At 58.0% G+C, this 15,312-nt stretch carries 9 protein-coding genes and 3 pseudogenes; 5 read left to right on the forward strand and 7 right to left on the reverse strand.

All coding sequences use genetic code 11. The features are described 5' to 3' along the window. Window position 1: 1 nt before the first annotated feature. The 4 genes and pseudogenes from ACF8MC_RS24935 to ACF8MC_RS24950 all read right to left on the reverse strand — a co-directional run bounded on the left by ACF8MC_RS24935 (window position 2) and on the right by ACF8MC_RS24950 (window position 2,402). Complete coding sequence (locus ACF8MC_RS24935; protein WP_001067855.1) at window positions 2-706, reverse strand: IS6-like element IS26 family transposase; 705 nt, start codon at window positions 704-706, stop codon at window positions 2-4. A 65-nt stretch (window positions 707-771) separates the two neighbouring features. Next, window positions 772-987: pseudogene (locus ACF8MC_RS24940) on the reverse strand (nucleotidyltransferase domain-containing protein); the annotation flags it as partial. Between the two features lie 69 nt (window positions 988-1,056). Continuing rightward, window positions 1,057-1,611 (reverse strand): AAC(6')-Ib family aminoglycoside 6'-N-acetyltransferase, encoded by a 555-nt coding sequence (gene aac(6')-Ib / locus ACF8MC_RS24945; protein WP_063840280.1) that lies wholly within the window; start codon window positions 1,609-1,611, stop codon window positions 1,057-1,059. Window positions 1,612-1,844: 233 nt separating this feature from the next. Beyond that, window positions 1,845-2,402, reverse strand: a complete 558-nt coding sequence (locus ACF8MC_RS24950) for a recombinase family protein (protein ID WP_001217881.1) — start codon at window positions 2,400-2,402, stop codon at window positions 1,845-1,847. A gap of 163 nt (window positions 2,403-2,565) precedes the next feature. On the opposite strand from ACF8MC_RS24950, the pseudogene ACF8MC_RS24955 reads away from it, so the two are divergent. Continuing rightward, a pseudogene (locus ACF8MC_RS24955) lies at window positions 2,566-3,465 on the forward strand (DUF4158 domain-containing protein); the annotation flags it as partial. 51 nt (window positions 3,466-3,516) lie between these two features. Here ACF8MC_RS24955 and tnpR read toward each other — a convergent pair. Continuing rightward, window positions 3,517-5,232, reverse strand: a complete 1,716-nt coding sequence (gene tnpR, locus ACF8MC_RS24960) for a Tn3-like element Tn4401 family resolvase TnpR (protein WP_321220366.1) — start codon at window positions 5,230-5,232, stop codon at window positions 3,517-3,519. Between the two features lie 109 nt (window positions 5,233-5,341). On the opposite strand from tnpR, the gene tnpA reads away from it, so the two are divergent. The 4 genes from tnpA (at window position 5,342) to ACF8MC_RS24980 (ending at window position 11,547) form a co-directional block, all read left to right on the forward strand. Beyond that, on the forward strand, window positions 5,342-8,371 hold the full coding sequence (tnpA, locus tag ACF8MC_RS24965) for a Tn3-like element Tn4401 family transposase (RefSeq protein ID WP_004152392.1): 3,030 nt from the start codon (window positions 5,342-5,344) through the stop codon (window positions 8,369-8,371). 106 nt (window positions 8,372-8,477) lie between these two features. After that, on the forward strand, window positions 8,478-9,503 hold the full coding sequence (gene istA, locus ACF8MC_RS24970) for an IS21 family transposase (RefSeq protein ID WP_004199214.1): 1,026 nt from the start codon (window positions 8,478-8,480) through the stop codon (window positions 9,501-9,503). After that, entirely contained in the window at window positions 9,500-10,279 is a 780-nt protein-coding gene (istB, locus tag ACF8MC_RS24975; RefSeq protein ID WP_004152394.1) for an IS21-like element ISKpn7 family helper ATPase IstB, read from the forward strand. The genes istA and istB overlap by 4 nt, the downstream gene beginning before the upstream one ends. Before the next feature lie 386 nt (window positions 10,280-10,665). Then, window positions 10,666-11,547: a carbapenem-hydrolyzing class A beta-lactamase KPC-3 gene (locus ACF8MC_RS24980; protein WP_004152396.1), complete on the forward strand. Its 882-nt coding sequence runs from the start codon at window positions 10,666-10,668 to the stop codon at window positions 11,545-11,547. Window positions 11,548-11,796: 249 nt separating this feature from the next. Here ACF8MC_RS24980 and ACF8MC_RS24985 read toward each other — a convergent pair whose 3' ends face one another. Together ACF8MC_RS24985 and ACF8MC_RS24990 are read right to left on the reverse strand one after the other, a co-directional pair. Beyond that, the gene (locus ACF8MC_RS24985; RefSeq protein ID WP_004152397.1) at window positions 11,797-13,116 is read right to left on the reverse strand and encodes an IS1182-like element ISKpn6 family transposase; all 1,320 of its coding nucleotides are present in this window, start codon (window positions 13,114-13,116) and stop codon (window positions 11,797-11,799) included. A gap of 354 nt (window positions 13,117-13,470) precedes the next feature. Further along, window positions 13,471-15,213: pseudogene (locus tag ACF8MC_RS24990) on the reverse strand (Tn3-like element IS3000 family transposase); the annotation flags it as partial. Window positions 15,214-15,312 lie beyond the last annotated feature (99 nt).

Raw genomic sequence — 15,312 nt, forward strand, 5'->3', positions numbered from 1 at the left:
CTTACATTTCAAAAACTCTGCTTACCAGGCGCATTTCGCCCAGGGGATCACCATAATAAAATGCTGAGGCCTGGCCTTTGCGTAGTGCACGCATCACCTCAATACCTTTGATGGTGGCGTAAGCCGTCTTCATGGATTTAAATCCCAGCGTGGCGCCGATTATCCGTTTCAGTTTGCCATGATCGCATTCAATCACGTTGTTCCGGTACTTAATCTGTCGGTGTTCAACGTCAGACGGGCACCGGCCTTCGCGTTTGAGCAGAGCAAGCGCGCGACCATAGGCGGGCGCTTTATCCGTGTTGATGAATCGCGGGATCTGCCACTTCTTCACGTTGTTGAGGATTTTACCCAGAAACCGGTATGCAGCTTTGCTGTTACGACGGGAGGAGAGATAAAAATCGACAGTGCGGCCCCGGCTGTCGACGGCCCGGTACAGATACGCCCAGCGGCCATTGACCTTCACGTAGGTTTCATCCATGTGCCACGGGCAAAGATCGGAAGGGTTACGCCAGTACCAGCGCAGCCGTTTTTCCATTTCAGGCGCATAACGCTGAACCCAGCGGTAAATCGTGGAGTGATCGACATTCACTCCGCGTTCAGCCAGCATCTCCTGCAGCTCACGGTAACTGATGCCGTATTTGCAGTACCAGCGTACGGCCCACAGAATGATGTCACGCTGAAAATGCCGGCCTTTGAATGGGTTCATGTGCAGCTCCATCAGCAAAAGGGGATGATAAGTTTATCACCACCGACTATTTGCAACAGTGCCGTTTCCAAAAGGTCGTTGATCAAAGCTCGCCGCGTTGTTTCATCAAGCCTTACGGTCACCGTAACCAGCAAATCAATATCACTGTGTGGCTTCAGGCCGCCATCCACTGCGGAGCCGTACAAATGTACGGCCAGCAACGTCGGTTCGAGATGGCGCTCGATGACGCCAACTACCTCTGATAGTTGAGTCGATACTTCGGCGATCACCGCTTCCCTCATGATGTTTAACGTTTGACATGAGGGGCGGCCAAGGGCGCCAGCCCTTGGACGTCCCCCTCGATGGAAGGGTTAGGCAACACTGCGTGTTCGCTCGAATGCCTGGCGTGTTTGAACCATGTACACGGCTGGACCATCTGGGGTGGTTACGGTACCTTGCCTCTCAAACCCCGCTTTCTCGTAGCATCGGATCGCTCGCAAGTTGCTCGGCGACGGGTCCGTTTGGATCTTGGTGACCTCGGGATCATTGAACAGCAACTCAACCAGAGCTCGAACCAGCTTGGTTCCCAAGCCTTTGCCCAGTTGTGATGCATTCGCCAGTAACTGGTCTATTCCGCGTACTCCTGGATCGGTTTCTTCTTCCCACCATCCGTCCCCGCTTCCAAGAGCAACGTACGACTGGGCATACCCAATCGGCTCTCCATTCAGCATTGCAATGTATGGAGTGACGGACTCTTGCGCTAAAACGCTTGGCAAGTACTGTTCCTGTACGTCAGCAAGTGTCGGGCGTGCTTCTTCTCCGCCCCACCACTCGACGATATGAGATCGATTTAGCCACTCATAGAGCATCGCAAGGTCATGCTCAGTCATGAGGCGCAGTGTGACGGAATCGTTGCTGTTGGTCACGATGCTGTACTTTGTGATGCCTAACTTTGTTTGGAAATGTTGAATACTCATACTCTTCCTTTTTCAATATTATTGAAGCATTTATCAGGGTTATTGTCTCATGAGCGGATACATATTTGAATGTATTTAGAAAAATAAACAAATAGGGGTTCCGCGCACTTTTCCCCGAAAAGTGCCACCTGACGTCTAAGAAACCATTATTATCATGACATTAACCTATAAAAATAGGCGTATCACGAGGCCCTTTCGTCTTCAAGAATTTTATAAACCGTGGAGCGGGCAATACTGAGCTGATGAGCAATTTCCGTTGCACCAGTGCCCTTCTGATGAAGCGTCAGCACGACGTTCCTGTCCACGGTACGCCTGCGGCCAAATTTGATTCCTTTCAGCTTTGCTTCCTGTCGGCCCTCATTCGTGCGCTCTAGGATCCTCCGGCGTTCAGCCTGTGCCACAGCCGACAGGATGGTGACCACCATTTGCCCCATATCACCGTCGGTACTGATCCCGTCGTCAATAAACCGAACCGCTACACCCTGAGCATCAAACTCTTTTATCAGTTGGATCATGTCGGCGGTGTCGCGGCCAAGACGGTCGAGCTTCTTCACCAGAATGACATCACCTTCCTCCACCTTCATCCTCAGCAAATCCAGCCCTTCCCGATCTGTTGAACTGCCGGATGCCTTGTCGGTAAAGATGCGGTTAGCTTTTACCCCTGCATCTTTGAGCGCTCTGATCTGAATATCGAGGGACTGCTGGCTGGTTGAGACCCGCGCATAACCAAAAATTCGCATAAAAATGTACCTTAAATCGAATATCAGACACGATGTGTCTATTATGCCAAAATGACGATTTAATGGACACTCAAACGAAGCCGTTTTACTATGTCTGATAATTTATAACATTTCGTACGGTTGGAAAAATGTTACTAAATGCCCGTCAGGCAGGGAGGCCGATATGCCCGTTGACTTTCTGACCACTGAGCAGACTGAAAGCTATGGCAGATTCACCGGTGAACCGGATGAGCTTCAGCTGGCACGATATTTTCACCTTGATGAAGCAGACAAGGAATTTATCGGAAAAAGCAGAGGTGATCACAACCGTCTGGGCATTGCCCTGCAAATTGGATGTGTCCGTTTTCTGGGCACCTTCCTCACCGATATGAATCATATTCCTTCCGGCGTCCGGCATTTTACCGCCAGACAGCTCGGGATTCGTGATATCACCGTTCTTGCAGAATACGGTCAGAGGGAAAATACCCGCCGTGAGCATGCAGCGCTGATACGTCAGCACTATCAGTATCGTGAATTTGCCTGGCCCTGGACATTTCGCCTTACCCGTCTTTTATATACCCGGAGCTGGATAAGCAACGAACGTCCTGGCCTGCTTTTCGATCTGGCGACAGGGTGGCTTATGCAACATCGTATTATTCTCCCCGGAGCCACTACGCTGACCCGGTTGATTTCAGAGGTAAGGGAAAAGGCGACGTTGCGCCTGTGGAACAAACTGGCACTGATACCGTCAGCCGAACAGCGTTCACAGCTGGAGATGCTGCTGGGGCCAACTGATTGCAGCCGCCTGTCTTTACTGGAATCACTGAAAAAGGGCCCTGTGACCATCAGTGGTCCGGCGTTTAATGAAGCAATTGAACGCTGGAAAACTCTGAACGATTTTGGCCTGCATGCTGAAAACCTGAGTACACTCCCGGCTGTGCGCCTGAAAAATCTCGCACGTTATGCTGGTATGACTTCGGTGTTCAATATTGCCAGGATGTCACCGCAGAAAAGGATGGCGGTTCTGGTTGCCTTTGTCCTTGCATGGGAAACGCTGGCGCTGGATGATGCATTGGACGTTCTGGGGTTCTAAGCGGGAATCCCAGAAAATTCCGTCATTCCGTATGATGAAAATTCAGTCGACTCCTCGCTTGACGTGACGAGCGCCAAAAGCCTGCCGCATCTGCCTGGCGCGCTCGAGCTCATCGCCATGCAAATACATCGACGTCGTGGCGATCGACGCATGGCGTAGGTTGTCGCGCACCGCGGTGAGCTGAGCTCCCCGGGCCAACGCATGGCTGGCATGACTGTGACGCATCCAATGAGGCGTGGCACGGCGCAGCTTTTCGGCGGCGACCGGATGATCGGCCTCAATGGCCTCAGCGGCTTGCGTAAAGAATCTTCGCAACACGCACCAAAGGTGAGGGCCGGTGATGCCGGCATTACCGTCTTCCCCAAGACTGCCCACCAGGGGCGTTTTCGGATTCCACCGTTCCCGGCTGACTGGCAGTTGACGCTGTGCCAAGTATTGGTCCAGCGCCGTATACGCGAGCGGCGGCAAGGCCACCTTACCTGGTTTGCCACCTTTGCCAACCAAATGCAGCCAGTGGTCACCGTGCTCGTCGAGGCGGACATTACCCAGGACGGCGCCGACCAGTTCGCTAGCGCGCAGGCCCGTGGCATAGCCGAAGTCGAGCATGAAGCGCAGGCGTTGTGCTGCCGGCTCGGACCAGCCGTAGGACCATTCCAGGCCGTCTGCAATGGCGCGCAGCAGTAGCCATTCTCCCTCGGTAAAGCCTCGCGCCGTATCCAGTGCGGGCCGCAAGGCGTGACCGCGTACCTTGACGCCGGCGAAAGGGTTGGCCAGCACATAGCGCTGCTCGATGAGCCACCGGAACAGCGCCGAGAGCACCGTCAGCGCATACGCTGCCGAGCGTGCGGACAAGCCGCCCGAGAAGGGGCGCCATTCCACCGAATCGCGTGGTCGAGGTGGCCCCACCCAACGCTCGCGCGGGGTCGGGTGCCGGACAAAGGCCCGGTACGCGATTGCATCGTCCGTGGTCAGGGATGATAGCGCCCGTCCGCGTTCGACGATGGCCCACAGGATTAGCCGCGCAGCCTCCTTGCGATAGGCGCGCTGTGTGGCGACAGTCTCGTGCAGCGCCAGCCAGGCCTGCACGGCCTCGTAGTCGTTGGTCGCATTCAGCGTGCAAGCGTTGCGCGGGGCCCGGAAATTGCCCTGCGAGCCGTCGACTTCGTTCGGCAGACGCAACAGCTCCCACGGCACGATGCCGCTGGGCTGAATAATCGGGATCAGGGCCCGGGCGCGCTCGGTGAGCTGCGGATGTGCGGCAAAGAAAGCCTCGACCTGCCGGGCGCCTGTCATGCCGAGTCCCTCGATGGCTTTCCACCAGCCACGCCGGCGGGGAATGCGCACGGTCAGCGCCGAGAGGGTGTGGATACCGTACGCCTGCAGTGCCCTGACGGTCCTCGGAGACAGCCACTGGTCGATGCTGTCGCTGATCTGGGGCTTCGGCGCCGGCAGCGTGGGCAAGAGCCGGATCGCGCGTTCGACGGCACCCGCGCGCCCCTGTCGCTCTTCGGGGGCGTGCTGGAACACGTCGGCCAGATCCGGCCGGTGGCGGCTGTTGGCGAAAACGATGAGCTGGCGGCGGATATGCCCCAGCATCCCTCGCGCTGATTGACCGGCGGCCTTGCGTGCCGCCAGGTAGTGTTCAACGGCCGCGCGAGAGCTGAGTCCCGCGTACCAGCCGCGCAAGGCAGCCAGCGAATCCGCATCGGGAAAGCCGACTGGGGTAGAACTCGAAGCCGTAGTCTGGCCCGTTTTCATATGGACAGGTTGCGATTCGAAAAGCGAGTAACGCGATAATAACGATTATTTCAGTAGAATCGAAAATGCCCCATGTTTCTACGAAACCTCAAGATAGCAAGAACGGGCCATGAGCAAGAAGAACAAGCTACTCAGCGTCCTATCCGACGCCGAACAGGAGGCCTTGTATGGCCTGCCGGAGTTCGATGATGCGCAGCAGCTGGAATATCTGGCTGTGACAGAAACCGAGTTGGCGCTTGCCAACAGCCGGCCCAGTCTTCATGCCAAGGTCTATTGCCTCTTGCAGATCGGCTACTTCAAGGCCAAGCATGCCTTCTTCAGTTTCGACTGGGACGAAGTCGAGGACGATTGCGCTTTCGTGCTGAGCCGCTATTTCCACGGCGAGGTGTTCGAACCCAAGGCGATCACCAAGCATGAACGCTACACCCAGCGCGAGCAGATCGCCAAACTATTCGGCTACTGGCCGTGGTCGGCCGCCTTCCTGCCGCAGCTCGAGCAGCAGGCCGCACGGACCGTGCGGCGTGACGTAACGCCGGGGTTCGTCGCCGCCGAGCTGATCGTCTGGCTCAATGAGCACAAGATTATCCGGCCCGGCTATACGACCTTGCAAGAGTTGGTCAGCGAAACGCTATCCGCCGAGCGCCGGCGCCTGGGCAATCTGCTGGAGCAAGCGTTGGACGAATCTGCCAAGGCCGCGCTGAGCCAGCTTCTGGTCCGTGATGACACCCTGTCGCAACTGGCGGCGCTCAAGCAGGACGCCAAGAATTTCGGCTGGCGCCAGATGGTCCGCGAGCGCGAAAAGCGCGCCACGCTGGAGCCGCTGCACGCAATCGCCAAGACACTGCTGCCTAAACTCGACGTCTCGCAGCAGAACCTGCTGTACTACGCGAGCCTGGCAAACTTCTACACCGTCCACGACCTGCGCAATCTGAAGGCCGATCAGACCCAACTCTACCTGCTGTGCTATGCCTGGGTACGCTACCGGCAGCTCTCCGACAACCTGGTCGATGCGATGGCGTACCACATGAAGCAGTTGGAGGACGAAAGCAGCGCTGGTGCCAAACAATCCTTTGCCGACGAGCAGGTGCGCCGTCAGCAGGAAACGCCGCGGGTAGGCCGCCTGCTGTCACTCTACGTTGATGATAGCGTGGCCGATCCCACGCCCTTCGGCGAGGTGCGGCAGCGCGCCTACAAGATCATGCCTCGCGATACGCTGCAAACCACGGCGCAGCGTATGAGCGTGAAGCCGGCGAGCAAGCTGGCCTTGCAGTGGCAGGCGGTGGACGGGCTGGCCGACCGCATGCGCCGCCATCTTCGTCCACTGTACGTTGCGCTCGACCTCTCCGGCTCCAATCCAGACAGTCCATGGCTTGCCGCGCTGGCCTGGGCCAAAGGTGTTTTTGCCAAGCAGCAGCGGCTGTCGCAACGGCCACTCGACGAGTGGCCCGCGGCGACACTTCCGAAACGCTTGCGGCCGTACCTGCTGACCTTCGACGCCGACGGTAAACCAACCGGCCTGCACGCTGACCGCTACGAGTTCTGGCTGTACCGCCAGATCAGGAAGCGTCTCCAATCGGGTGAACTCTACCTCGACGACAGCCTGCAACACCGGCACTTCTCAGATGAACTGGTTGAGATGGACAGGAAGATCGATGTGCTCGCAAAAATGGAGATCCCCTTCCTGCAGCAACCCGTCCATGCCCAACTCGATGCGCTGACTGCCGAACTGCGCACGCAGTGGCTGGCGTTCAACCGCGAGCTGAAACAGGGCAAGCTGACGCACCTCGAATACAACAAGGACACGCAGAAACTGACCTGGCGCAAGCCCAAGAGCGAGAATGAGAAAGCGCGCGAAAAGGCATTCTACGAGAAGCTTCCGTTCTGCGACGTGGCCGACGTGTTTCGCTTCGTCAACGACGAGTGCAAGTTTCTGTCGGCGTTCACGCCCATGCAGCCGCGCTACGCGAAGAAGGTCGCCGACGCTGACAGCCTGATGGCGGTCATCATCGCGCAAGCGATGAACCACGGCAACCACGTCATGGCGCGCACCAGCGACATCCCGTACCACGTGCTGGATAGCGGCTACCAGCAGTACCTGCGCCAGGCAACGCTGCACGCGGCCAACGACTGCATCAGCAACGCCATCGCCACGCTACCGATCTTCCCATACTACTCGTTCGACCTCGAAACGCTGTACGGTGCCGTCGACGGGCAGAAATTCAGCGTCGAACGGCCGACCGTGAAGGCGCGCTATTCGCGCAAGTACTTCGGGCGCGGCAAGGGCGTGGTCGCCTACACGCTGCTGTGCAACCACATCCCGCTCAACGGCTACCTGATCGGCGCGCACGACTACGAGGCCCACCACGTGTTCGACATCTGGTATCGCAACACGTCGGACATCATGCCGACCGCGATCACCGGCGACATGCACAGCGTCAACAAGGCCAACTTCGCCATCCTGCATTGGTTTGGCCGGCGGTTCGAGCCGCGCTTCACCGACCTCAACGCGCAATTGAAAGAACTCTACTGCGCTGACGATCCAGCACAGTATCAGGCGTGCCTGATTCGGCCAGTCGGGAAAATCGACTGCGATCTCATCCATCGCGAGAAGCCGAACATCGACCGGATCGTCGCCACACTCGGGCTGAAGGAAATGACGCAGGGCACGCTGATCCGCAAGCTGTGCACCTACACCACGACGAACCCGACGCGGCGCGCGATCTTCGAGTTCGACAAGCTCATCCGCAGCATCTACACGCTTCGCTACCTGCGCGATCCGCAACTGGAACGCAACGTGCACCGCTCGCAAAATCGCCTCGAGTCCTACCATCAGCTACGCTCGGCCATTGCCCAGGTCGGCGGTAAGAAGGAACTGACCGGTCGCACCGACATTGAAATCGAGATCAGCAACCAGTGCGCACGGCTGATCGCCAACACGATCATTTTCTACAACTCGGCAATCTTGTCGCGGCTGGTGACCAAGTACGAGGCGGCCGGCAACAGCAAGGCGCTGGCACTCATCACAAAAATTTCGCCTGCGGCATGGCGGCACATCCTGCTCAACGGGCACTACACCTTTCAAAGCAGCGGCAAGACGATCGATCTCGATGCGATCGTCGCAGGCCTGGAACTGGAGTGACGGAATTTTCAGCGGTTCCGTGTTAGCAGCAGTGTAAAACTGACCCACCCCAGCGAAGTAAAACTGATCCACCTGGGCTAGTTTGGCGGCCTTTTCGAGGCCGTCGATGTTGACCCAGGAGCAAACCGTGGAAATCAGAGTTCTTGCCCGACAGGGCCACTCCATCCGGCACATCGCCCGCACGTTGGGGGTCTCGCGCAATACCGTGCGCCGCTACCTCCGCGATCCGTCGGTAGCGCGATACCAGCCCCGTGAACCACGCCCCACCAAACTGGGGCCATTTGAATCTTATCTGCGGCAACGGGTCGAGCAGGCCCACCCCATCTGGCTGCCTGCCACCGTCCTGAATCGGGAAATCCGCGCTCAAGGGTATGGCGGCGGTCTCTCGTTATTGCGCGCCTTCCTCGCCACGCTCAAGCCCGCCCGCCGCGAAGCAGGTCCGGCCGTCCGTTTCGAGACCGAGCCCGGACGGCAGTTGCAGGCTGATTTCGTGGTCTTGCGCCGGGCCAGATCCCCCATGTCGGCCTTCGTCGCCACGCTGGGATACAGCCGCATGACGTTTGTCACCTTCGTACCGGACGAATCCTTCGAGTCCGTGCGGGACTCCCTGTTGCTGGCTTTTGACTATCTGGGCGGTGTGCCCCGCGAGGTGTTGTTCGACAACATGAAGACCGTGGTGCTGGAACGCGATGCCTACGGTGACGGCAAGCACCGTTTTCACCCCGGCTTGCTTCAACTGGCCGATGACCTGGGGTTCCGGATCCGGCTGTGTCGCCCGTATCGGGCCCAGACCAAAGGCAAGGTCGAGCGCTTCAATCGCTACTTCCGCGAGAGCTTCTACAACCCGTTGCTGACCCGGATGAAGGGCACGGGGCTGCTGCTCGATTGTGCTGCTGCCAACCGACGCGTCCGTGACTGGTTGGCAGACGAGGCGAATGTGCGGGTCCACGCCACCCTGAACGAGCGCCCCATCGACCGTTGGCGGCAGGAGCGGGAACACCTGCAACCCTTGCCATCCCGTGTGCGGCGCGACGAGGCCCCCCTGCTGGATAACAGTCTCCGCCCGGTACCACTGGAATCTCTCCAGCACCCACTGTCTGTCTATGACGCAATTGGGGAGGCCTGCCGATGAACCTCCAGCATGAGCGGATCGACGCCCTGTGCCAGCAACTCAAACTCGAACGGGTGGCAACGCATTACCCCGTCCTGGCGCAGCAGGCGGTGCGCGAGGACTTCAGCTTCACCGACTTCCTGGAACACCTGTTGCGGCATGAAGCGGGGTGTCGCCAGCAGCGCAGCCGCGAACTGCTGACGCGGATGGCTTGCTTCCCGGGCATCAAGACCCTGGAGGACTATGACTTCAGCTTCAACCCCGGCGTGCCCAAGGCACTGGTGCAGGAGCTGGGCAGTCTGGCGTTTGTCGAACGGGCCGAGAACGTGGTGCTGATCGGACCCTCTGGCATCGGCAAGACCCACCTCGCCATCGCCTTGGGTTACAAGGCCGCGCAAGCCGGGGTCAAGACACGCTTCATCACGGCAGCCGACCTGATGCTGCAACTGAGCACGGCGCAGCGACAAGGGCGGCTGAAGGAATACTTCAACCGCGCCATCCTCGGTCCACGGCTGCTGGTGATCGATGAGATCGGCTACCTGCCTTTCGGACGCGAGGAAGCGAACCTGTTCTTTCAGGTGGTGGCGAAGCGCTATGAGAAAGGGGCGATGATCCTGACCTCGAACCTGCCGTTCAGCCAGTGGGCCGACGCGTTTGCCGGCGATACCACCCTGACAGCCGCGATGCTGGATCGGCTGCTGCACCATGCCCATATCCTGACCCTGAGCGGCGAAAGCTACCGCTTGAAGGACAAGAGGAAGGCGGGAGTGGTCAGGAAAAATTCCAAACCCGAATGATCCAGGTGGGTCAGTATTACTTTGGTGATTCAGGGGTAAAGTGGGTCAGTTTTCAGTTGGTGTTGACACCGGCGTACCCTCGGTGCTATCTTCGCGCCCCAATAGTCGGGGCTTGGCCAGGACTTCCTGAGGCCGTCCGTAACGTGGATGCCGAGGTCAGGCGAGGTGGCCGACCCATGAACGCCGACCTGATTCGTTTTTCAATAGCGCTGGACGTTGTGGTGCCAGGGACTTACCAACCCGATGTGTGCCCATCCGGGGCAGTTACAGCCGTTACAGCCTCTGGAGAGGGAGCGGCTTGCCGCTCGGTGATAATCCCAGCTGTAGCGGCCTGATTACATCCGGCCGCTACACCTAGCTCCACCTTCAAACAAGGAATATCGTTGATGTCACTGTATCGCCGTCTAGTTCTGCTGTCTTGTCTCTCATGGCCGCTGGCTGGCTTTTCTGCCACCGCGCTGACCAACCTCGTCGCGGAACCATTCGCTAAACTCGAACAGGACTTTGGCGGCTCCATCGGTGTGTACGCGATGGATACCGGCTCAGGCGCAACTGTAAGTTACCGCGCTGAGGAGCGCTTCCCACTGTGCAGCTCATTCAAGGGCTTTCTTGCTGCCGCTGTGCTGGCTCGCAGCCAGCAGCAGGCCGGCTTGCTGGACACACCCATCCGTTACGGCAAAAATGCGCTGGTTCCGTGGTCACCCATCTCGGAAAAATATCTGACAACAGGCATGACGGTGGCGGAGCTGTCCGCGGCCGCCGTGCAATACAGTGATAACGCCGCCGCCAATTTGTTGCTGAAGGAGTTGGGCGGCCCGGCCGGGCTGACGGCCTTCATGCGCTCTATCGGCGATACCACGTTCCGTCTGGACCGCTGGGAGCTGGAGCTGAACTCCGCCATCCCAGGCGATGCGCGCGATACCTCATCGCCGCGCGCCGTGACGGAAAGCTTACAAAAACTGACACTGGGCTCTGCACTGGCTGCGCCGCAGCGGCAGCAGTTTGTTGATTGGCTAAAGGGAAACACGACCGGCAACCACCGCATCCGCGCGGCGGTGCCGGCAGACTGGGCAGTCGGAGACAAAACCGGAACCTGCGGAGTGTATGGCACGGCAAATGACTATGCCGTCGTCTGGCCCACTGGGCGCGCACCTATTGTGTTGGCCGTCTACACCCGGGCGCCTAACAAGGATGACAAGTACAGCGAGGCCGTCATCGCCGCTGCGGCTAGACTCGCGCTCGAGGGATTGGGCGTCAACGGGCAGTAAGGCTCTGAAAATCATCTATTGGCCCACCACCGCCGCCCTTGCGGGCGGCATGGATTACCAACCACTGTCACATTTAGGCTAGGAGTCTGCGCGGCAGAGCCGTGTGACCGGTTTTCTGTAGAGCACTGACGATGGCGGCGGCGCTCTCTGCAATTGGCAAGGCGTCGGCGCCAAGGATACCAATCTTGCGGCGCGCGGCGTGTTATGACGACTGGGGTGCATTTGAGCCGCCCCATTTAACCTTCGCCCTCACAGATACGCCATTCGCCTCAGATTTAGCGCCATGCAGACGAGCTTCCACTCGGCTTGCACCTTGTCCAGGCCCCTCATGCTGAACTGACGCAATCCCATCACCGCCTTGATCCAACCATTCGGAGCCTCCACGATCGACTTGCGCCGGCGGTAAGCTGCATCGCCTTGCTCCGTTTTCAATTTCGCCGCAATCGCCGCCGTATGCGGATGGGTCTTGGCATTGACCTTGGCATCTTCACGTCCCTCGCGGCCGAGGGCAACGATGACATCGCCGTGGTGATCGGCGACCTTTGCCAGAACAGCCTCACTACGGAATCCCGCATCCGCCAGCGTCTGGGCCGGCATTTCTCCGGTGTTGGCCTGAACTGCTGCCAGCATGCCCAGCAGCGCCTGACTGTCCGCGGCGCAGTTGGTCAACTCCGCCGCCACGATGATCTGGTGCTCGGCATCGACCGCTGTGTACCCGTTGTAGCTCTGCTCGGAGCCACCACCGGCGTGTTTCATGATCCGGCTGTCCGGATCGGTGAAGCTTTCCTGATCACGGTCATCCGGCACACCAAACTCGCGTTTGTACGAGCCACCGCCCTTGTCCGAGCCATCCGGATGGCGAGGCCGGCGGCCATCGTCTTCGCTGCGCCCCCGGGCCTGGTCCGCTTCACGCTGGCGCGCTTCCAGGCGCGCCTTTGCCGCCTGGATCGCCTCCAGGCGCTTCTCGCGGCGAGAAATCTCGGCAGGAATGTCCAGCTCCGGCTCGTTACGCTCCTGGTCGTCGGTAGCCTTGGCGCGATCAAGCAGCGCCTTGATCTCGCAATGCAATTCGTCCTCGGCCGGCTTCATGCGCTTATAGCTCATCGCCTTGTGGCGGCTGGCGTTGGCTTTTACCTTGGTGCCGTCGACCGCGATCGTGCCAAGCTTCACCAGCCCACATTCGCGCGCCAGTTGCACCACCTGAACGAACAAATTCTCAAGCTCGGTCAGGTGTAGGGCACGGAAGTCACTCAGCGTGCGGTGGGCCGGGAAGTTTCCAGCGGCCAGCACACGCAACGCGACATCCTCGTACAGCTTCCTGGCTAGTTTGCGCGAAGAGAAGACGCCGCTCGCGTAACCATAGATCAGCACTTTGACCATCATCGCCGGATGAAACGGCTGATTGCCCGGACCACCGCCGGCATACCGGGCGTGGAATGCGCTCAAGTCCAGCGTATCGACAGTCTCGCTGATGAAGTAGGCAAGATGCCCTTCAGGTAGCCACTCTCCCAGAGAAGGGGGCAGCAGATAGGATTGGTCGGGTCGGTAAGGAAGGTAACTGGCAGCCATCCCCGTATCGTCCTCGATCTTCCGCCGATTTGGCTTCTGCCGCGCAGGCTCCTAGGCCACCGTAGCTAAACATACGAGAAAAACCGCTTCTTGAGCGCTCTCTGAGACCACCTTGCCGACAACGCAGAAACGGTTGCGGAAAAATCGGCGTTTCCGGCGTACGCCACCCGACCTGGACGAACTATTGCGGACCTGGAACTGGAGTAGCGGAATTCCCCGGGGTTTCAGCGTCGCGCCACAGCGCCTCAGATAGATGCGGTAGCCTTTGGCGGGTCGTCATGCCGCGGACCACCCCCCCAAAAAATTCCACAATGCGGAATGGCGGAATTTTCTGGGGTTCCCGCTTACCCCCCCAATTTGCTGGAAGAAGGGATTGTTGACCAGATGATGTTTGCTGGCCGAAGGCAGGCGCCAGAAGCGTTTACCCTGCGGATTACGCAAGATGATATTCCGGTTGTCTTCCTGTTCAAGATATTCGCCGACTTCGTACAAACGGGTATCCAATTCCATGGCCATCTGTTTGATCAGCTTTTCAGGCTCCTCCGCTAATTTTGTAAAATGGCTCTGTTGAAGCAGCGTATATTTGTTTTTTCGCCAATGTTCCCCGTCGATCAGGTCGGCGTCGAGTGCCCGGTATTTAGTGATATCAGGCAGCGTCAGCTGGCCATTCAGGCGATCAGGAATCTGTTGATAGAGGAACCACTCATAACGATCGATCAGGATATTCCCTTCACCATCCAGCAGGAATTCACGTGATTTTTTGGAAAGGAGTCTGGTGTCGGCAGTTTGCAACTGAGCGTCCTGGCCGTTGAGTTCGTTTTGTGTTTTCGCCAAGGCGGCCGCTAAGTGCTGGGTGCCGTCGCAGCCTTCGAAGCGCAGACATAGGAACAACTCTCGCAGCAAACCTTTCCGCAGACTTTCTTTCTCGTCGCAGTACTGCCACATGGCTTCATCGACCGATCGTCGCTGCTCGTTCAGGAAGAGACATACAGATTCCAGATCCCTTTTGGTCAGCAGGCTCAGTGCTTGCTGTCTTACTGTTGCAAACGGTAGTTGCAGATCAATGCTGTCATCAATGAACAGGTGCAGTACTTCAGCTGCCTTGCTGACATTTTTAGCTGCTTTTTGCCAATCCTTAAACACCGCTTCCTGCGCATAATCCTTTGCCTTCTGTTTGGTCTGTCTGACATGATGCACAAAGCCATCGGCAATACGTTCCAGCGCTTGCTGCCATCGCGTTTGAAGATAGCACAATAAATACAGCCATTGGCTGCCTACGGTTTGACGTTTCAGTTTGGCACCGTAGTAGTCGACTTTCTCTGCCAGGTGTTGCAGATTTTTCTGCGACAGTGATAGCGTGCTCAACAGCAGATCCACTTCCGGCATCCAATGCTGGATATGGCGATAGACAATCAGTTCTTTCTCCAACTCGGTTCCGGTGAAGTTACGAGCCGATTGTCGCAACTGTCGGAACGGCAGTGGACCTGTGCCGTTCACGAGCTCCGCCAGTGCTTGCTTAAGACCGCGTGACATTGCACGCTCAAGGTGCGCGGCCATGTGTTCCTGTTCGTCTCCCACCACCTGACTGATGATCTTTTGCAGCGTGCTGTAGGCAGGGATTGCGATCTTCTGCCCCGAACAATATTCATTGGCCGCATCGAAGAGGTGCCTAGGCGCTGTCCAGGCTCTGGCTTGCTGGGATAAGTAATCTCTCAACGCCGCTCCATGGTCTTTGACATTCCAGCGCTGGTAGTTGCAGAGCTGGAAAACACGTTGGTAAATCCGTTCGTTCTCTTTTGGCGTGAGATTAAAGGGTCTACAGCCTGGGCCTGGTAGAACGGTTTGATAAACGTATTTGAGGTCCTGCTTGATCTGATGAAAGCCGGGATTCAGCACCACCGGCTTGGCTTTGAAATAGCCCAGCAGTACCACCAGCATGTAACGCTGGCCCCGATGACGGAGGCTTTTAGCGATCGCCAGTTCCTTATCGTTCAGCGAGAAAAAGAAGCGTTGGTCGGCGGAGGTGAAAGCGGGGGGTCCATATAACTCATCTTGTTCTGCCTCGGACAAGATTTGGACACGTTCTTCGAATGCCATGGATTTAGCCCAAAAAGACTAAATCTTACTCAAACAGAGCCCAAATAGGGATCTCGAAAAAAGTAATACCCCTCTGGAGGCCACAGACGGCGGGGCCTC

Origin of the sequence: Serratia sp. LACPHL-BACT-2024-00286 (assembly GCF_043109535.1) — a bacterium.
Lineage (GTDB): Bacteria > Pseudomonadota > Gammaproteobacteria > Enterobacterales > Enterobacteriaceae > Serratia > Serratia sarumanii.

What these genes read in the sequence shown, in the direction of transcription:
- ACF8MC_RS24935 (WP_001067855.1), bottom strand. Translation starts at nt 706, where the DNA reads ATGAACCCATTCAAAGGCCGGCATTTTCAGCGTGACATCATTCTGTGG.
- ACF8MC_RS24950 (WP_001217881.1), bottom strand. Translation starts at nt 2,402, where the DNA reads ATGCGAATTTTTGGTTATGCGCGGGTCTCAACCAGCCAGCAGTCCCTC.
- tnpR (WP_321220366.1), bottom strand. Translation starts at nt 5,232, where the DNA reads ATGAAAACGGGCCAGACTACGGCTTCGAGTTCTACCCCAGTCGGCTTT.
- tnpA (WP_004152392.1), top strand. Translation starts at nt 5,342, where the DNA reads ATGAGCAAGAAGAACAAGCTACTCAGCGTCCTATCCGACGCCGAACAG.
- istA (WP_004199214.1), top strand. Translation starts at nt 8,478, where the DNA reads ATGTTGACCCAGGAGCAAACCGTGGAAATCAGAGTTCTTGCCCGACAG.
- istB (WP_004152394.1), top strand. Translation starts at nt 9,500, where the DNA reads ATGAACCTCCAGCATGAGCGGATCGACGCCCTGTGCCAGCAACTCAAA.
- ACF8MC_RS24980 (WP_004152396.1), top strand. Translation starts at nt 10,666, where the DNA reads ATGTCACTGTATCGCCGTCTAGTTCTGCTGTCTTGTCTCTCATGGCCG.
- ACF8MC_RS24985 (WP_004152397.1), bottom strand. Translation starts at nt 13,116, where the DNA reads ATGGCTGCCAGTTACCTTCCTTACCGACCCGACCAATCCTATCTGCTG.